We start from the raw sequence: 17,461 nt of genomic DNA on the forward strand, positions 1-17,461 counted from the left end.
GACGCGCGTCGCTCCTAGACAGCGCCTGGCCAGGCCAGGGGGAGCAGATGCTCCACGCTGAGCGGCGCCAACGGCAGGGTGTCCAGGTCGGCCGGCGTGATCCAGCGCAACTCTGCGAGCTCGGCCTGCACAGTGACGGTGTCGGCCTCGATCGTGAGGGCGAAGGCGTCGGCGACGACGCGGTGACCAGGTTCGTTCGCGGCGGCGGAGATGAAGCGACCGAGCGGGCGCAGTCCCGCCTCGTCGACCTTGAGGCCGAGCTCCTCATCCAGCTCGCGCGCCAGGGTCTGCGCGGCGTTCTCCCCGGCCTCGGGTTTACCGCCCGGCTGCATGAACTTCGTCGTACCGTGCTTGCGCACCACCAGCACGCGGCCGTCCTCGTCGTGGATGATCGCGGCGCTCACATGGATATCAGGCACGGGTGAAGACCTTTCCGGGGTTGAGGATGCCGAGCGGGTCGAACACGGCCTTGATCTGACGCTGCAGCTGCCACTGGTCGTCGCCGAGCTCTTCTGCGAGCCAGCGGCTCTTGAGCATGCCGATGCCGTGCTCCCCGGTGAGCGTGCCGCCGAGCCGGATCGCGGATCGGAACAGATCGTCTGCAGCCGCCCAGATGTTCTCCGGCACGACATCGCCGTCGAAGATGAAGTTCGGATGCAGATTGCCGTCGCCGGCGTGCGCAACGGTGGGGATGGCGAGGTTGTAGGCCACCTCGATGCGCGCGATCTCGTCGTACATCGCCGGCAGTGCGCTGCGCGGCACGGAGACGTCTTCGATGAGCGTGGTGCCGAGAGCGGCCATTGCGCCATGCATCGAACGCCGGATGGCGAGCAGCCGCTCACCTTCGTCGCGATCGTATGTCAGCGTGACCTCGCCGCCGCATTCCTGCAGGATCGCTGCGATGCGGTCGGCCTCGGCCCGCGCCGCGGGACCGTCGGTCTGGATCGTGAGCTGCGAGGTCCCGGCAGAGGGAGCAGGCAGAGACAGGAGGGCGTGCACGGCTGTGAGCGCCTTCGCATCCATCAGCTCCATGATCGCGGGCTGAACGCCGGATGCCGTGACCGCCGTGGACCCAGCGGCCGCAGTACGCACGTTCGGGAACAGTGCCGTGAGGGTGCAGATATCGCCGACGACAAGGCGCCGCAGCTTCAGGGTGGCCCCGACCACCACGCCGAGAGTGCCCTCTGACCCGATCATGAGAGAGGTGAGATCGAGCCCGGTGACGCCCTTCACGCTGCGATGGCCGAGGTGCAGGAGGCGCCCGTCAGCGAGCACGACGTCGACGCCGAGCACAGCATCGCGCACGACGCCGTACTTCGCGCACAACAGCCCACCGGCGCCGGTGGCTATGTTGCCGCCGACGCTCGAGATGTCACGACTGGCAGGGTCCGGTGGCCACCACAGGCCGTGTGCGGCGAGCAGGGTGTTCAGCTCCGCGTTCAGGATGCCGGGCTCGACCACCGCGAACAGGTCGTCCGGCCGCACTTCGATCACACGATTCATGCGCATCATCGACAGGACGATCTCGCCTGGGCCGGCGTTGGCCCCTCCGGCGAGCCCTGTGCCGGCGCCGCGGACCACGACTGGAGTACGGGTGTCGGTCGCGATCCGCATGGTCTGCTGGACATGTTCGACGGACTCCGCGTGCACGACGGCGAGCGGGCGGCCGACAGAGGAATGCCCTGAGCGGTCTGCGCGCGCTGCCTCCAGGGCGTTCTCGGTGACGTCGACGACGTCACCGAGCGCATTCCGCAGAGCCGCGGCGATCGTCATCGCAAGTCTCGCCTGCCGGCGAAGAGTCCGGAGGTGACGGCGACTATGGCGAAGCCGAGGCCGACCCAGGCCTGATCCATCGACCACCAGGCGAGCGTCACGCCCGCGTAGATCAGCAGTTCGACGGCCGCCCGCACGAACGGATGCAGATTCAGCACCGGCCTCGGTGAGAGGAAGAGTGCCCACACCAGAAGGACGAGCAGTGGAGCGCCGATCCCGAGAACGATGTTCCACGGGAAAGGCCAGGTCGCAAAGCCCCAGAGCGCCAGCGATGCGATCGCGGCGACGAGGATGACAGCCCGGATGATGTCGAGCGGAGCGATGTTCGGACGGTTGACGCCGGGGACGGCATCGGGAGCTTCGGGCATGCTCCCAGTCTATTCGGCGGGTGCGTTGTCCTCGGCCGGGACCGTGAAGCGGGAGCCATCTCCGAGCACGGTGCTTTCAGCGGGGGAGCCGGCTTCACCGGCCGGAGTCGGAACGGCTTCCGACACGACCTCTTCGACGACGGTGTTCGTGGCCGGGCTCTCGATCGGCGTTTCGACGACAGGTGCCTCCGCGGGCGGCTGCTCCTGCGTGGCCGGCTCGTCAACGGCGGGCGCATCCGTTGCCGGCTCGTCCCCTGTGGTCGGGGCAGAGCCCGCAGGAGTCTCAGCGTCATTCGCATCGTCATTCGCGTCGTCGTCGCGAAGATGTTGCAGATGCCTGATGAACGAGAACTTCGGCCCGGCATCCGTCACGTACTGGAATACGACGGGTCGGTTGCTCTCCCAATTGGTCGGAATCAGCGTGATGGTGCCGCTTCCTGTGCTGTCGAGCACTGTGCGGGCAGATCCGGCTTCGTCGCCGTTGATCGCTGCTTCGAAGGTCGCTCCCGGGGCGCCGGACACAGCGATGACGATGTGGACGCCATCGACCCATTGGATGATGCCAAGCGTCGCGGCTTCGGTAGGTTCCGTGGGAGTGCCGGGATCGGTGGGGTCGGTCGGGTCCGTCGGGTCGGTGGGATCCGTGGGATCGGTGGGATCGGTGGGATCCGTGGGGTCGGTCGGGTCGGTCGAGCCTTGATCACCGTCTCCACCGCTGCCGTCACCGGGAGCCGCCGGGGCCGCAGGCGGCATCGTCATCAACGGTGGTGCCGGTTGGGCAGTAGTAGGCACATTGTCGTTCAGCGGTGTCTTGGCCTCAGGCGTCTTATCGACGTCGTCGGGAGCCTTCGGGTTCTCTTCGGGGATCTCGAGGATGAACTTCTCGTCATTCATCTCGGTTCCGGGCGTGAGCTCCGAGGAGATCGACGAATCGCCGGCTTCGCTCGCGCTCGGCAACGAGGTCACCGGGCTCGCCTCGAGCAGCCCGGGAACGATCGTCGCGGCGGCCACGACGCCGGCGACCACGAGCGCCGCGGAACCGGCGCCTACCAGAGCGCCGATGCCCGTCACCGCTCCAGTTGAGGACGTGGAGCCCCCGGCAGCACCGCCAGCCGAGCCGCTGCCCTTGTCAGCGAGTACGCCGACGGCTCCATTCGCGCCAGCACCACTGACGACGACTCCGCCTTCGACGACGCTCGAGGGCATCGCTGCCAGCGCCACGATCGGGGCGCTGCCCGATTGCAGCATGGCGGTGTATCCGGCCGCACCTGATATGCCGAGGACGAGCGGGAGCAGAACGAGAGCGAGGCGGTTGGAGACATCCTTCGCCTCGGCGACGACGATCATGCACCGAGCGCATTCCTCGATGTGCTCGTCGAGGCGCTTCTGATCTCGTGCGCTGAGGTTTCCGCGTGAATAGGCGCCGAGGTGCTCGATGGTCCATTGGCATTCCGACCCGGGCTCGGCGCTGCGCAGATGGGCCTGGATCCATGCCTCGCGCAATCCCTCGCGCGCACGGAATGCGAGCTGCGAGACTGCTCCGGCCTTCATACCGAGCAGCGGAGCGACCGCTGCCGGCTTCATCTGCTCGATCTCGGTGTACCAGAGCACTTCCTGCCACCGGGTGGGGAGGGAACGGAACGCCTGCGCGGTCAGGCTGCGGTCGAGCGCCTCGTCAGTCGCCTGCTCCGTGCTGTCCGGATCGACGACGGTCTCGAGTTCGTCCATCGCGGTCTCACGCCGCGAACGGCCCCACGCCGCCGCGGTGTTGCGGATGCTGGTGAACAGATATGCGCGGAACGAGCCGTTCGGGCCGCCGCCCTTGATGATCGCCTGGTAGATGCGGGTGTACGCCTCTTGTACAAGGTCGTCGGGGTCGATGCTCGACGTGATCGAACGGGCGACAGAGATCCCGGAGGGATAGTGACGTCGCCAGAGTTCGCCGAACGCATCTGCGTCACCCGAACGGGTGCGCAGGATCAGGTCGGCATCAGCTGATGCCCCGGTTGCGGTGTCGTCGTGGTTGTGCACTGGCTTCCATCTGTCGTGAGCGTCGAGTGAGCCCTCACATGAAGAGACGCGTGATCAGGTAAATCCTCACGCGCCCGGACCATTCTCCCTCGAAATTCCCGGCGAGGCCAGCCCTGTGGACAACTCGGAGCCAACTCTCAAAAGTTTTTCCCGGATTCGCGTGATGAATCAGGAGAGATGCCGTCTCATCAATGAGAGACAGCCAACAGAACTCCACCGGGGGGCGGAGTTCGGCATCGGTGCGGGGGCTTTGCACCGGTCGGGTGACTCGGTACCTCGGGGGAGGAGTTCCGGGTCACCCGCTCTCATCACGGGGAGAGACGAGGTCGCCGCACTGGGGAGCGGCGACCTCTCACCCGCCGTTCAAGAGAGCGGTGCGCCGGTCTGCACATGCACGACCCGAAGCTGCGCGTCCAGCAGCACGGCGTCGCCGAGGTACCCGGGCGAGAGCCGGCCGAGCCGTGCACCGAGGCCGATCGCCGCCGCCGGCGTCTGCGTGAGTGCGCGCACAGCCTCGACCAGTGTCGCGCCGGCCCCCACGGCACGTTGCAACGCGACGTCCTGCGTCAGCGTCGAACCGGCGATGGATCCGGTGTCGTCGGCGCGCGCGATGCCGTCGGTCACTGTGACCTTGACTGCGCCCAGATCGTACTCGCCGTCGGCACTGCCGGCTGCGGCCATCGCATCCGTCACCAACGCGACCCGGCCGGGAGCCGTGTCGAAGATCAGCTTGACCACGTGCGGATCGAGGTGCACGTCATCGGCGATGGCTTCGAGCACGACGCGATCGTCGGCTGCAGCGGCGAGCACAGGCCCCGGCGCGCGGTGATGGATGCCCGGCATCGCGTTGAATGCATGCGTGAGGATCGTCGCACCCGCCTCGAAAGCCTCAACGGCTGTCGCGGCATCAGCGCTCGTGTGGCCGACGGCCGCGGCCGCGCCCGCGGCGACGACCAGCCGGATCGCTTCGAGACCTCCGGGAAGCTCCGGAGCGATCGTGACCTGGCGCACGGTACCGCGGCCTGCGTCGAGCAGGCGCTGCACATCGGTGGCGGCCGGTTCGCGCAGCAGCGAGGGTTCATGCGCGCCGTGGTGGGCGGGGTCGAGGAATGGGCCTTCCAAGTGCGAGCCGAGGATGTCGGCATCCGTCGTCATGAGGTCGGCGATCTCGCTGACTCGGCGCGCGAGATCGTCGAGCGGAGCGGTGACGAGCGAGACCACCGCGCGCGTCGTACCGTGTGCGCGGTGCAGATCGCGTGCGGTGCGGATGGCGTCGATCCCGTCATCGAAGGATGCGCCGGCGCCGCCGTGGCCGTGGATGTCTATGAATCCGGGCGTGAGGATCGCCCCTTCGCCCGCGAGATCGGTCGCGTCGATCACCGTTTCTGCGTCTGCCCAGTCGGCGCCCGTGCCGGTCGCGGCCACGTGGCCGGCCTCGAAACGCACCCAGGCATCCGCTGTCTCGACGCCGTCGGTGATGAGTCGGGCAGAGTGGATCAGAGTCGTGGTCATCGGGCGCTCCAAGCGATCTCGGTAGGGCGGTGGCCTTCCCATCCTGCGGCATCCCACACGGCGCCGAGGGCGCCGACGCGGTCGCGGAACGACACCCACTCGCGTGTCTCGGCCGGCGACCAGGCCACCTCGGCGATCGCCGCGACGCGCGGGAAGATCAGCTGGTCGATGTCGTCGAGCGTCTCGATGGTCTCCGACCACAACGGCCCTTCGACGCCGAGGATCGCCTCGGACGGCAGACCATCGACGATCGTGGTCGGCTCCCACTCGTAGGCGGTCTGCAGGTCGATCAGCGCGGCCCAATCGAGTCCGAGCGGGAAGTCCGCATCGTACTTCTGGTCGAGGTAGGCGGTGTTCGACGGCGACATGATGACCGATCCGCCGCGCTCCGCGAAGCGGCGGGCGTCATCCGCGTGTGTGCCCGCCGGGGTCGTGCTGCCCCAGTACTGGCCGATCGTGCCTTCGGCGACCTGGGCGGAGCCCGCCTCGTGCCAGGCGATCGGCGTCTTGCCGAGCTCGGTGGTCAGCGCGGTGACCCGCTCGATGAACGAGTCGAAGTCCGCCTGTGCCGTGCCGAGGCATTCGTCGCCGCCGACGTGAAGATACGGACCGGGGGTGAGCTCTGCGAGTTCGGTGAGGACATCGCGCAGGAATTCCCACGTCGCACCCCCATGAATCTTCACGGAGGAGTGCCCGACGCCCCAGCCGAGGTACGGCTCGCCTGCCACGGGAAGCGGCTGCTCGAGCGCGCTCGACTGCGCGAGGAGGCCGTCGTTCATGACCGGCGCCTCGACGATCTCGGGATACGCGAGGCCGATCGCGTGCGTGTGGCCGGGCAGATCGATCTCCGGCACCACGACCATGTGGTGCGTGGACGCGTACCGCACGATCTCACGGAAGTCGTCCTTCGTGTAGAAACCGCCTGGGCGTCCCAGTACCGCCGTCGTCGAGCTGCGCTCGGCGAGCAGCGGCCGGCTGTCGATCTGCAGCCGCCAGCCCTGGTCGTCCGAGAGATGCAGGTGAAGGTGATTGAACTTGAGCGATGACGCCCGATCGATGAACGCCTTGACGGTATCGACGTCGAAGAACGTGCGGGCGACGTCGAGCATGACGCCGCGATAGGAGAAGCGCGGAGCGTCGTCGATCTCGACGTGGGGGAGTCGCCCGCCCTCGCCGTCGGTCGCCAGCAACTGCCCCAGTGTCTGGATGCCGTAGAAGAGGCCGGCATCCGACCCCTCGAGCTGCACCTCCTCACCGATGCGCAGACTGTACTTTTCGCCCTGGCGGGTCGTGCGGCGCACGACGATGTCACCGGGCTGAACCGTGTCGACCGTGACCGCAGGGCGCAGCCCGGTGCGTTCGGCGAGCATGTCGGCGAGGACGGATGCCGCGGCATCCGCATCGTTCTCGACGATGATGCGGGTCGCCGTCGTCAGTGACAGCGCTCCGGTCGACTCCGTGACGGATGAGGGCAGCGGAACAAGTGGTAGGACCATGAACAAAACCTATCGCGCGAAGGCCGGCCCGGCCAGGCCTCGGGCTACTCTGGGTCTTCGGGATTCCGCTATGCTCGAACGGTCGCGACTGGCGTCTGGGTGGGTCACCACCGGGGAGCGACCGTTACGGAATTCGACCGCGCGCCTGGGCCGATGACATCTACCACCGATGACATTTCATTCCGCAACGAAAGAGGACGACATGACCGATCCGTACTTCAACGCCCCGCTCTCAGAGGTCGATCCCGAGATCGCCGAGGTCCTCGACCGCGAGCTGAACCGTCAGCGCACGTTCCTCGAGATGATCGCCTCCGAGAACTTCGTGCCCGTCTCGGTTCTGCAGTCGCAGGGCTCTGTGCTCACGAACAAGTACGCCGAGGGCTACCCCGGACGCCGCTACTACGGTGGCTGCGAAGAAGTTGACGTCGCAGAGTCGCTGGCGATCGAGCGCGTGAAGTCGCTGTTCGGCGCCGAGTTCGCGAACGTGCAGCCGCACTCCGGCGCCACCGCCAACGCCGCCGTGCTGCACGCCATCGCCCGTCCCGGCGACACGCTGCTCGGGCTGTCGCTCGACCACGGCGGTCACCTCACCCACGGGATGAAGATCAACTTCTCCGGGCGCCTGTACAACATCGTCGCCTACGGCGTGAACCCCGAGACCTCGCTCGTCGACATGGACGAGGTGCGTCGCCTCGCGATCGAGCACAAGCCGAAGGTCATCGTCGCCGGCTGGTCGGCATACCCACGCCACCTCGACTTCGCCAAGTTCCGCGAGATCGCCGACGAGGTCGGAGCACTGCTCTGGGTCGACATGGCGCACTTCGCCGGACTCGTCGCCGCAGGCGTGCATCCGAGCCCCGTGCCGCACGCGCACGTCATCTCCTCGACCGTGCACAAGACGATCGGCGGCCCCCGCTCTGGCTTCATCCTCACCAACGACGCCGACCTCGCCAAGAAGATCAACACGGCGGTCTTCCCCGGCCAGCAGGGCGGCCCGCTCATGCACGTGATCGCCGCCAAGGCGACCGCGTTCAAGCTCGCAGCGACGCCGGAGTTCAAGGACCGCCAGGTGCGCACCCTCAGCGGCGCACAGATCCTCGCCGAACGCCTCACGCAGCAGGACGTGGCGGATGCACAGATCAAGGTCCGTTCCGGCGGCACCGATGTGCACCTCGTCCTCGTCGACCTGCGCGACGCGGCGATCGACGGCAAGCAGGCCGAAGACCTGCTGCATGACATCCACATCACGGTGAACCGCAACGCCGTCCCGAACGACCCCCGCCCTCCGATGGTCACGTCGGGTCTGCGGATCGGTACCTCCGCGCTCGCCACACGCGGCTTCGGCGATGCGGAGTTCACCGAGGTCGCCGACATCATCGCCCTGGCTCTGCAGCCTGGAGCTGATGTCGCGGCGCTCAAGGCCCGTGTCGATGCGCTCGCCGGTGCGTTCCCGCTCTACCCGGAGCTGCAGCAGTGACCGCTGTCGTCCTCGACGGCAAGGCCGCAGCAGCCGAGATCAAGGCCGAGCTGACCGAACGCGTCGCTGCTCTGCGTGACCGTGGGATCATTCCTGGAATCGCCACGGTGCTCGTGGGGGCCGACCCCGCGTCCCAGCTGTATGTGGGGATGAAGCACCGGCAGTCCGAGGCGATCGGGATGAACTCGATCCAGCGCGAACTGCCGGCTGATGCCACGCAGGAGCAGGTCGAGGCGCTGATCGATGAACTCAACGCCGACCCGACGTGCCACGGCTACATCGTGCAGCTGCCGTTGCCGAAGCACATCGACACCGATGCGATCCTCGAGCGCATCGATCCCGACAAGGATGCCGACGGTCTGCACCCGACCAACCTCGGCCGGCTCGTGCTGAACGTCAACGCGCCGATCCACACGCCGCTGCCGTGCACGCCTCGCGGTGTCATCGAACTGCTGCTGCGCAACGGCTACGACCTGAAGGGCAAGCATGTCGTCGTCGTCGGGCGCGGTGTCACGATCGGTCGCTCGATCGGACTGCTGCTCACCCGCCGCGATCTCAACGCCACGGTGACGCTCACGCACACCGGCACGGTCGACCTGCCGAGGTACCTGCGCGAGGCTGACGTCGTCGTCGCGGCGGCAGGCGTCAAGCACCTCGTCCGCGCGGAAGACGTCAAGCCTGGCGCCGCTGTGCTCGACGTGGGAGTCACGCGTGAGGACGACCCTGAGACCGGCAAGTCGAAGGTGTACGGAGACGTGCACCCAGACGTCGCATCCGTCGCCGGCTTCGTATCGCCCAACCCCGGTGGTGTCGGTCCGATGACCGTCGCACTGCTGATGACGAATGTCGTCGAAGCCGCGGAGCGATTCGCAAGCGAAGGCTGAGTTACAGCTCGTTCAGCATCCGTCGCTGTTCGGGGGTGAGCCCGTCATCGAGCTCCTCCCGGCCAGCGGCGGTCGCCGCGCCTTGTCCAGCGGATGCTCCGGCATCCGAAGCAGCAGTGGTCGAGGTGCGCCCGCCCTTCACCTTCGACTGCACGGTGTCGAACACCGCGCCCGCCTTCGTCTCGATCCGGTCATCCACCAGGTCGTAGATGACCCAGGCGATCAGCAGGTACAGCGGCGGCAGCACGTATCCCCAGAACCAGCCGCGCACGTCGACGCCGCTGAGCCACACGGTCAGCACCCACACGACGAGCTCGACGATGAAGACCAGCCCGTACTGGACGACCTTCTCACCGACGTTCGTGCGTGTCTGGGCGGACTTCGCTGCCGCTCCGCGGAACACCTTGAGCAGCGTCGGTTTGAGTGCAAGCGTCGCCACAGTGAGGATCACGGCTGCCCACAGCGCGTTCCAACCGACGCTCACGCTTGACATGAGCAGCCCGATCAGCAGCAGTACGACGACGTTGAACACGTACAGGGAGACGGCGCGGACGGTCCACTTCTTCATGCCATCAGCCTAGGGCGATGATTCCCCGTGGGGAACGACCACGATCAGCCGGTGAGGCCAGGTGCCTCGATGCCGACGATCCGAGCGTGCTCGTCGAAGCGGAACGTGGCAGAGCCGGATGCGTCGGTGACGATGGCGCCGCTGAAGGCCTCGTCGGTCCACTGCAGGTTCCAACCGGCCAGACGCGCGGCGTCCCACACCGGCGAACGCATATCGCTCAGCGTGAGGCCCGAAAGGATGCGGGGAGCGCTGATCACGGCATCCTGCACCGTCAGCGGCGCGAGCGGCGCGTCCAGCAGGAACACGGCGCGAGTACCGCCGCCGATCGGAGCCGAGTAGTACGGGGAACGGCCTGTGATCTCGACCGCCACCGTGCCGATCTGGTGCGCGAGCTGCGCGATCCACGCGTCGAGGTCTGCGCCGGCTTCTTCGGGGAACGCGAGCTCGGCCTGGCTGAGCTCCGCGATGCCGTACTGGGCGCCGTAGTCGCGCAACTGTGCGGCCACCCCCTGCGGGTCGCCCTGGGGGTGAGCCCACGCCCACAGCAGGGACCGCGGCCCGGGTGCGATCGTCGCGACCAGGTGGGGGCGTGTCACCATTTGGTGCGCGGGGTTCGCGTTCGCGGTGAAGGTAAGCGTCCCCGCGGCCATGTCGGCGTCCCAGCGGTGCTCGCCCAGCGCATCGACGGCAGTGGTGAGCGCGTCCTGGCGGAGTGTGGCGAAGAGTGCTGCGCGATCGGCAAGGGGCTGCAGGGCTGCGAAGGTCATGGCTCCAGTCTGGCCTGAGATCCTATGATTGCGCCAGCTCCCGTCCCGTCGGATCCGCATCCTTCAGACGTCGGCCGCATCGACCACTGATGCCCGACCCATCCGCCAGACGCTCGGCACGGCGAGAGTGGCCAGAGCGCAGCCGGCGTACAGCGCGGCGGAGACCAGGAGCACGATGCCGACGTCGGCATGCGTGATCATCCAGCCGTAGATCAGCGTGCCGATCGGCATCACCACGAAACTCCCCAGCATGTCGTAGCTGGAGACGCGAGAGAGCTTGTCGCCGGGGATGTTCTCCATCATCGCGACGTTCCACCCCGTGCTGAAGACCTCGAGTCCCGCACCGGCGATCAGCGCCGCGATCGCCAGGAAGACCACCGCGGGGTGCAGCCCCAGCATCGTCAAAGGGATGGCGAAGAACGCCATGCCGATCATGCCGAGTCTGAGCGGACGCTTCAGCGGGAACCACATCAGCAACAGGGTCATGACCAGTACTCCGACGCCCTCGGCACTGATCACCCACCCCCATCCCGTGATCCCGAGGAGTTCGTTGTTCTTCGCGATGTAGGGGCCGACGACGCCCCAGGCACCGACGTGTATCGCGTTCATGATCATGAACGCGAGTACGACGACCCACAACCAGGTGCGGCTGCGGAACTCATCCCACCCGGTGCGCAGATCGCGCAACAGCGTCGACTCGCCGGAACCTGCCGGCGGCGGCAGCTTCACCAGTGCGAGCACCGGGATGGCGCAGAGCCACCCCGCGACCTGGACCAGCATCGCCCATGCGGGTCCCGCCGTCGCGACCAGGATGCCGGCGATCACCGGCCCGCCGATCGTGACCGCCGATCGCACGAACGAGAGCATCGCGTTCGCCTGCTGCAAGTGGGCAGGTGTCGTCAGTTGGGGGATGATGCCCTGCATGGCCGGCAGCACGAACGCCGTCGAGGCACCGTTGACGGCCGCGAGCACGATCATGAGCGGGATCGTTGCCGTGCCGCTGAACAGCAGGGCCGCCATGGCGCCCATCGAGAGGATGTCGATGACGTAGCAGCTCTGGATGATCAGGGCACGGGGCAGCCGATCCGCGACGACGCCGCCGAACAGCACGAACACGATGTTCGCGACGGTGAAGGCGGTGAGGACGTACGAGAGCGAAAGTGCGTCGTTGTCGACCTGCAGCACCGCGAAGGCGAGGGCGATCGACGACATCGATCCGGTGACCAGTGTGATCGCACGGGCGAGGAAGAACCAGCGGAAGCCCGGGTCCTGCATGGCCTCGAGGCCGCGGATCACGGGCGGGATTTCAACGAAAGCATCCGCCGATCTTCTCACGTCGGGCTCGCCCACCCGCCGCTGACCCGGTACGAAACGGGGAATGCTCGTGTCAGCGGCGGACGGGCGAGTGCTCAGGGCAGGCGGGTGGCGTACTGCTCTCGGATGATCGGGCGCGTGTCGCGCTCGAGGCGCGCCGTGATCTCCACCGGCCAGTCGGGTGCAGTGCCACGGAGCCCCCAGGCTGCTTGCACTGCGGCTCCGAGGGCGACATATTCTCCGGGCGCAGGCACGACCACCGGAGCGTCGAACACCTGGGCCGCGATGCGCGCCACCGCTTCACTCTGCGCGGCGCCGCCGACGAGCAGAATGCGCTCGGCCCGCACTCCGTGCGCGCGGATGCGATCGAGACCGTCGGCGAGGCCGCAGAGCACGCCTTCGATCGCGGCACGTGCGAGATTCTCACGGCTCGTGGAGAGCAGCGTCATGCCGAACAGCGATGCCGTGGCATCCGGCAGGTTGGGCGTGCGCTCGCCCTCGAACCATGGTTGCAGCACGAGTCCGCCGGCGCCGGGCTCAGCAGCCAATGCGAGGCGGGAGAACTCCCCGTGGTCGACGCCGAGGAGGGATGCCGTGGCATCCAGCACTCGCGCAGCATTCAGGGTCGCGACCAACGGCAGGAATCCTCCGGCCGCGTCGGCGAAGCCTGCCACTGTGCCGCTCGGGTCCGCGACAGCGACATCGGTGACGGCGAAGACTGTGCCGCTCGTTCCGATCGAGACGCCGATGTCGCCGCTGCCCGCCCCCATGCCCAGGGCGGCCGCAGCGTTGTCTCCAGCACCGGCGGTGACGAGGATGCCGTTCTGGCCCGGCACATGTTCCGCTGGGCCCAGCACGCGCGGGAGCACGACATCGCTCGCGTCACGACGCAGGGCCACGCCGAGCAGTTCGCGGTCGTATTCGCCTCGTGTCGAGTCGAAATAGGCGGTGCCGCTCGCGTCCGATCGATCGGTGATGAGCTCGTCGAGCACCGGCCCGAGTGGTGATTCGTCTGCGGGACCGTAGCCGCGCAGACGCCAACTGAGCCAGTCGTGGGGGAGCGCGATCGCCGCGATCCGGGCCGCGTTCTCGGGCTCCGCGTCCGCTACCCAGCGCACCTTGCTCGCCGTGAACGACGCCACCGGGACGACGCCCGTCCGACGGGCGTACTCCTCTGCGCCGATCTCGGAGATCAGTGCAGCCGCAGCATCCGCCGACCTGGTGTCGTTCCAGAGCAGGGCAGGGCGGATCACGTGGCCGTCGGAATCGAGTGCGACAAGACCGTGCTGCTGGCCGCCTACGCCGACGGCCGCGACACCATCCAGCCCGCCTGCATCCGAGATCGCACTCTGCAGTGCCTCCCACCATGCGGCGGGATCGACCTCGGTACCGTCGGGGTGCGCGGCTCGTCCGGAGCGGATGACCGCTCCGGACGAGAGATCGCGGATGACGACCTTGCAACTCTGCGTCGACGAATCGACGCCGGCGACCAGCGTCTGCGTGCTGGTCACCGCGGTGTCGGTCGCCACAGCTCAGCGAGCGCCGAGCAGGTGCTCGGTGGCGAGCTGCTGCAGGCGGACGAATCCGAAGCCCTTGCCGCCGAGATAGGCGTCGGCGTCGAAGTCCTCGAAGGCACTGCGGTCGGCGAGGAAGTCGTCGTAGCTCTCGCCGGGGTTCAGTGTCGGCGTCGCGAGTTCGTCGACCTTGGACGCGGCCAGCGCCTCCTGCACCTCGGGGTCTGCGCGGAAGGCAGCAGCACGCTCCTTGAGGAGCAGATAGGTGCGCATGTTCGCGGCTGCAGAGTCCCAGACACCGGTCTCGTCTTCGGTGCGGCTCGGCTTGTAGTCGAAGTGACGAGGACCGTCATAGGCGGGAACGCCGCCGGGGCCGCCGTTCTCGAGCAGGTCGACCAGGGCGAAGGCGTTGTGCAGGTCACCGTGACCGAAAACGAGGTCCTGGTCGTACTTGATTCCGCGCTGACCATTGAGGTCGATGTGGAACAGCTTCTCGTGGAAGAGCGCCTGGGCGATGCCGGCCGCGAAGTTGAGTCCTGCCATCTGCTCGTGGCCGACTTCGGGGTTCACACCGAACAGCTCAGGACGCGCGAGAGAGCCGATGAACGCGATGGCGTGGCCGAGGGTCGGCAGCAGGATGTCGCCGCGGGGCTCGTTCGGCTTCGGCTCGATCGCGAAGCGGATGTCGTAGCCCTTGTCGGTGACGTAGTCGGCGAGGAGGTTCACGGACTCGCGGTAGCGCTCGAGAGCTTGGCGAACGTCCTTGGCGGAGTCGTACTCGGCGCCCTCGCGGCCACCCCACATCACGAACGTCTTCGCACCGAGCTCGGCCCCGAGGTCGAGCTGACGGAACACCTTGCGCAGGGCGTAGCGACGCACGTCGCGGTCGTTGGAGGTGAAGCCGCCGTCCTTGAAGACCGGGGCGCTGAAGAGGTTGGTGGTGACCATCGGCACGATGAGGCCGGTGTCGGCCAGTGCGCCCTTCAGGCGATCGATCTGCTTCTGGCGCTCAGCGTCGGTGGAGCCGAACGCGAAGAGGTCGTCGTCGTGGAAGGTCAGGCCGTATGCGCCGAGCTCGGACAGCTTCTCCACGGCATGTACGACGTCGAGACGCGGGCGGGTCGGACCGCCGAACGGGTCGGTTCCGTTGTAGTCGATGGTCCAGAGACCGAAGGAGAACTTGTCGTCGCGGGTGGGGGTGAGAGACATGAGGGGTCGCTTTCAACATCGATGGTGAATTGTTGTGGGTAAAAACATATCAGCGCCCAGCGCCCGATGCAATCCTGCGAGCGAGCGGTGCCTCAGCGCGTGGGGGGCATCGTCGAACTGCGGGTGATCAGCTCGGCCGGCAGCCGAATGTGCTCCGGCTCACCTCCGTCGAGCATGCTGAGCAGAATGCGCACGGCGACGGCGCCCATCGTGGCGAGGGGTTGTCGCACGGTGGTCAGCTGCGGAACATTCGACGCTGCTTCTGGGATGTCATCGAAGCCGACCACCGAGAGGTCCTGCGGTACGCGCAGCCCGCGTTCTGTCCCGACCCCGATCATCTCGATCGCGGAGAGATCGTTCGCCGCGAAGACCGCGGTCGGACGGTCGTCGAGATCGAGAAGTGCATGAGAACCGGCGGTCGCGCTCGCCGCGCGATATCCGCCTTCCACGACGAGTGCCTGATCGAACGGGATGCCGGCCGCGTCCAATGCCGCGCGGTATCCGCGTTCGCGCTGGTGGGCGGATTCCAGGTCGGTGCGACCACGCAGGTGTCCGATGCGTCGATGCCCGAGGGAGATCAGGTGCTCGGTCGCGGCACGGGCGCCGTCGAAATTGTGCACGGCGACCGTCGCCGGTCCATCTGCTCCGGTGTGCGGGTCGACGGCGACGATCGGCACGCTGGATTGTGCGGGTGTGCTGGTCGGCGTGACGAGGATCGCGCCGTCGATGAGCGTGCCGCCCAGTCGGGAGAGGGAGCGCCGTTCCCACCCGAGGTGGTCGCCCGAGGATACGGTGCCGGCGTAGGCGAGGACATCGTATGGCGTGTCCTGCAGAGCGGTGGAGACTCCGCGCAGCAGCTGCAGCGCGAAGGGCTCGAACTCCGCTACCAGGACGCCGATGACGTTGGTCCGGCCTCGTCGCATGGAGGTCGCGACCAGAGAGCTCTCGTAGCCGAGTTCGGCCACCACGCGCAGCACGTGGGCGTGTGTGGCCGCAGACACTCCGTCGCGGCCGTTGATCGCCTTGGAGACGGTGGCCACCGAGACCCCGGCTGTGCGGGCGACATCGGTGATGGTTGGCCGAGCATTCATGCAGTCAGCCTAGCCGAATAGAAAACGTTATCGATATCGTTTGACATCCCCGTGGGCGCGGTGTCAGAGTGGGCCCACGAACACATTGGTGCGGCTGGCAACAAATATGACGTGTCGCGCTGCACGACAACTCGAAGAAGAGGAGAACACAGCATGAAGATGCGAAAGGCATTGGCGGCAGGTGCTGCGGTCGTCGCACTGGGATCGCTCGTCCTGTCCGGCTGCAGCGGCACCAGCGGTGGCGGTGGCGAGGGCGAAGGCGGCGAGACCACGCTCACGATGTGGCACAACTCGACGACCGGCGACGGCAAGCAGTACTGGGAAGACGCAGCCGCCGCTTTCAACGAGGCGAACCCTGAGGTCACGGTCAAGGTGACCTCGATCCAGAACGAAGACATGGACGGCAAGCTGCAGACCGCCGTCAACTCGGGCGACATGCCGGACATCTTCATGGCGCGCGGCGGCGGGAAGCTCGCCGACATCGTCGAGGCCGGCAAGGTCAAAGACCTGACGGACCTCATAGACGACGACGTGAAGACCGCCTTCGGTGAGGCTCCGTTCAGCGCATTCACCGTCGACGGCAAGATCTACGGTGTGCCGAGCGCTGTGCTTCCCGGCGGCATCTTCTACAGCAAGGACCTCTTCGCTCAGGCCGGCATCGAATCAGAGCCGACGTCAGTCGAAGAGCTCGAGGACGCCGTGGACAAGCTCAAGGCCGCAGGGATCGCTCCCATCGCGCTCGGTGCGAAGGACGCCTGGCCGGCCGCGCACTGGTACTACTTCTTCGCGGTGCGCGCCTGCGGGCAGGACATCATCGAGAACCTGTCCACCAGTCCCGACTTCACCGATCAGTGCTGGCTGGACGCTGCTGAGAACCTGAACGACTTCACGGCGACCGAGCCCTTCAATGACGGCTTCCTGACGACGACGGCCCAGCAGGGCGCCAACTCGTCCGCCGGACTCCTTGCCAACCACCAGGCGGCCATGGAACTCATGGGCGCGTGGGACGTCGGCGTCATCGCCGGTCTCACTCCCGACGGAGAGCCGCTCGCAGACCTCGGCTGGTTCCCGTTCCCCGAGGTCGACGGCGGCGACGGTGAACCAGGCGCGATGATGGGCGGCGTCGATGGCTACTCGTGCTCGATCGACTCGCCGGCCACCTGCGAGGAGTTCCTCAACTTCGTCGCGTCGAAGGAATGGCAGGAGAAGTACGCGGACGCCTTCCAGACGATCCCGGCCAACCAGGACGCCACAGGAGCAGTCACCGATCCGTCGCTGGTTCCGCTGATGGAGGCGTACAGCAAGGCGCCGTACGTGTCGCTCTGGCTGGACACGGCGCTCGGACAGAACGTCGGAAACGCGCTGAACACCGGTGTCGTCGAGATGCTCGCAGGTCAGGGCGATCCGCAGAAGCTCGTCGACAGCATCGCGAACGCCGCGGCGAGGGGCTGAACGAC

The 17,461-nt window shown here is 67.2% G+C and carries 15 protein-coding genes and 1 riboswitch; of the genes, 3 read left to right on the top strand and 12 right to left on the bottom strand.

Going from position 1 to position 17,461, the window contains the following annotated elements; all coding sequences use genetic code 11:
- Nucleotides 1-14 precede the first annotated feature (14 nt).
- The 6 genes from QFZ46_RS14555 to QFZ46_RS14580 form a co-directional block, all read right to left on the bottom strand.
- Nucleotides 15-419, bottom strand: a complete 405-nt coding sequence (locus tag QFZ46_RS14555; RefSeq protein WP_307362785.1) for an NUDIX hydrolase — start codon at nucleotides 417-419, stop codon at nucleotides 15-17.
- The gene (locus QFZ46_RS14560; RefSeq protein ID WP_307362789.1) at nucleotides 412-1,773 is read right to left on the bottom strand and encodes an FAD-binding oxidoreductase; all 1,362 of its coding nucleotides are present in this window, start codon (nucleotides 1,771-1,773) and stop codon (nucleotides 412-414) included. The genes QFZ46_RS14555 and QFZ46_RS14560 overlap by 8 nt, the downstream gene beginning before the upstream one ends.
- Nucleotides 1,770-2,141 (bottom strand): YrdB family protein, encoded by a 372-nt coding sequence (locus tag QFZ46_RS14565; RefSeq protein ID WP_307362792.1) that lies wholly within the window; start codon nucleotides 2,139-2,141, stop codon nucleotides 1,770-1,772. Before QFZ46_RS14565 ends, QFZ46_RS14560 begins: the two co-directional genes overlap by 4 nt.
- Before the next feature lie 9 nt (nucleotides 2,142-2,150).
- Nucleotides 2,151-4,172: a sigma-70 family RNA polymerase sigma factor gene (locus tag QFZ46_RS14570; protein ID WP_307362795.1), complete on the bottom strand. Its 2,022-nt coding sequence runs from the start codon at nucleotides 4,170-4,172 to the stop codon at nucleotides 2,151-2,153.
- 363 nt (nucleotides 4,173-4,535) lie between these two features.
- A complete protein-coding gene (locus tag QFZ46_RS14575) occupies nucleotides 4,536-5,684 on the bottom strand; it encodes an N-acetylglucosamine-6-phosphate deacetylase (protein WP_307362798.1) in 1,149 nt (382 codons plus the stop codon).
- Nucleotides 5,681-7,180, bottom strand: a complete 1,500-nt coding sequence (locus QFZ46_RS14580; protein ID WP_307362801.1) for a family 20 glycosylhydrolase — start codon at nucleotides 7,178-7,180, stop codon at nucleotides 5,681-5,683. Before QFZ46_RS14580 ends, QFZ46_RS14575 begins: the two co-directional genes overlap by 4 nt.
- Before the next feature lie 74 nt (nucleotides 7,181-7,254).
- Nucleotides 7,255-7,338, top strand: a riboswitch (ZMP/ZTP riboswitch).
- A 44-nt stretch (nucleotides 7,339-7,382) separates the two neighbouring features.
- On the opposite strand from QFZ46_RS14580, the gene glyA reads away from it, so the two are divergent.
- Complete coding sequence (gene glyA / locus QFZ46_RS14585) at nucleotides 7,383-8,657, top strand: serine hydroxymethyltransferase (RefSeq protein ID WP_307362803.1); 1,275 nt, start codon at nucleotides 7,383-7,385, stop codon at nucleotides 8,655-8,657.
- A complete protein-coding gene (locus QFZ46_RS14590; protein ID WP_307362806.1) occupies nucleotides 8,654-9,541 on the top strand; it encodes a bifunctional methylenetetrahydrofolate dehydrogenase/methenyltetrahydrofolate cyclohydrolase in 888 nt (295 codons plus the stop codon). The genes glyA and QFZ46_RS14590 overlap by 4 nt, the downstream gene beginning before the upstream one ends.
- Before the next feature lies 1 nt (nucleotide 9,542).
- Here QFZ46_RS14590 and QFZ46_RS14595 read toward each other — a convergent pair whose 3' ends face one another.
- The 6 genes from QFZ46_RS14595 to QFZ46_RS14620 form a co-directional block, all read right to left on the bottom strand.
- Entirely contained in the window at nucleotides 9,543-10,109 is a 567-nt protein-coding gene (locus QFZ46_RS14595) for a hypothetical protein (RefSeq protein ID WP_307362809.1), read from the bottom strand.
- Between the two features lie 44 nt (nucleotides 10,110-10,153).
- Nucleotides 10,154-10,876, bottom strand: coding sequence for a DUF6882 domain-containing protein (locus QFZ46_RS14600; protein ID WP_307362812.1), 723 nt, complete (start codon nucleotides 10,874-10,876; stop codon nucleotides 10,154-10,156).
- A 63-nt stretch (nucleotides 10,877-10,939) separates the two neighbouring features.
- Nucleotides 10,940-12,172 (bottom strand): MFS transporter, encoded by a 1,233-nt coding sequence (locus QFZ46_RS14605; RefSeq protein ID WP_307362814.1) that lies wholly within the window; start codon nucleotides 12,170-12,172, stop codon nucleotides 10,940-10,942.
- A gap of 113 nt (nucleotides 12,173-12,285) precedes the next feature.
- Nucleotides 12,286-13,701, bottom strand: coding sequence for a xylulokinase (xylB, locus tag QFZ46_RS14610; RefSeq protein WP_307362816.1), 1,416 nt, complete (start codon nucleotides 13,699-13,701; stop codon nucleotides 12,286-12,288).
- Nucleotides 13,702-13,722: 21 nt separating this feature from the next.
- Nucleotides 13,723-14,913, bottom strand: a complete 1,191-nt coding sequence (gene xylA / locus QFZ46_RS14615) for a xylose isomerase (RefSeq protein WP_307362819.1) — start codon at nucleotides 14,911-14,913, stop codon at nucleotides 13,723-13,725.
- Nucleotides 14,914-15,005: 92 nt separating this feature from the next.
- Nucleotides 15,006-16,004 (bottom strand): LacI family DNA-binding transcriptional regulator, encoded by a 999-nt coding sequence (locus QFZ46_RS14620; protein ID WP_307362821.1) that lies wholly within the window; start codon nucleotides 16,002-16,004, stop codon nucleotides 15,006-15,008.
- A gap of 153 nt (nucleotides 16,005-16,157) precedes the next feature.
- On the opposite strand from QFZ46_RS14620, the gene QFZ46_RS14625 reads away from it, so the two are divergent.
- Nucleotides 16,158-17,456 (top strand): extracellular solute-binding protein, encoded by a 1,299-nt coding sequence (locus tag QFZ46_RS14625; RefSeq protein WP_307362824.1) that lies wholly within the window; start codon nucleotides 16,158-16,160, stop codon nucleotides 17,454-17,456.
- The last annotated feature ends 5 nt before the right edge of the window (nucleotides 17,457-17,461 follow it).

Origin of the sequence: Microbacterium murale (assembly GCF_030815955.1) — a bacterium.
GTDB lineage: Bacteria > Actinomycetota > Actinomycetes > Actinomycetales > Microbacteriaceae > Microbacterium > Microbacterium murale_A.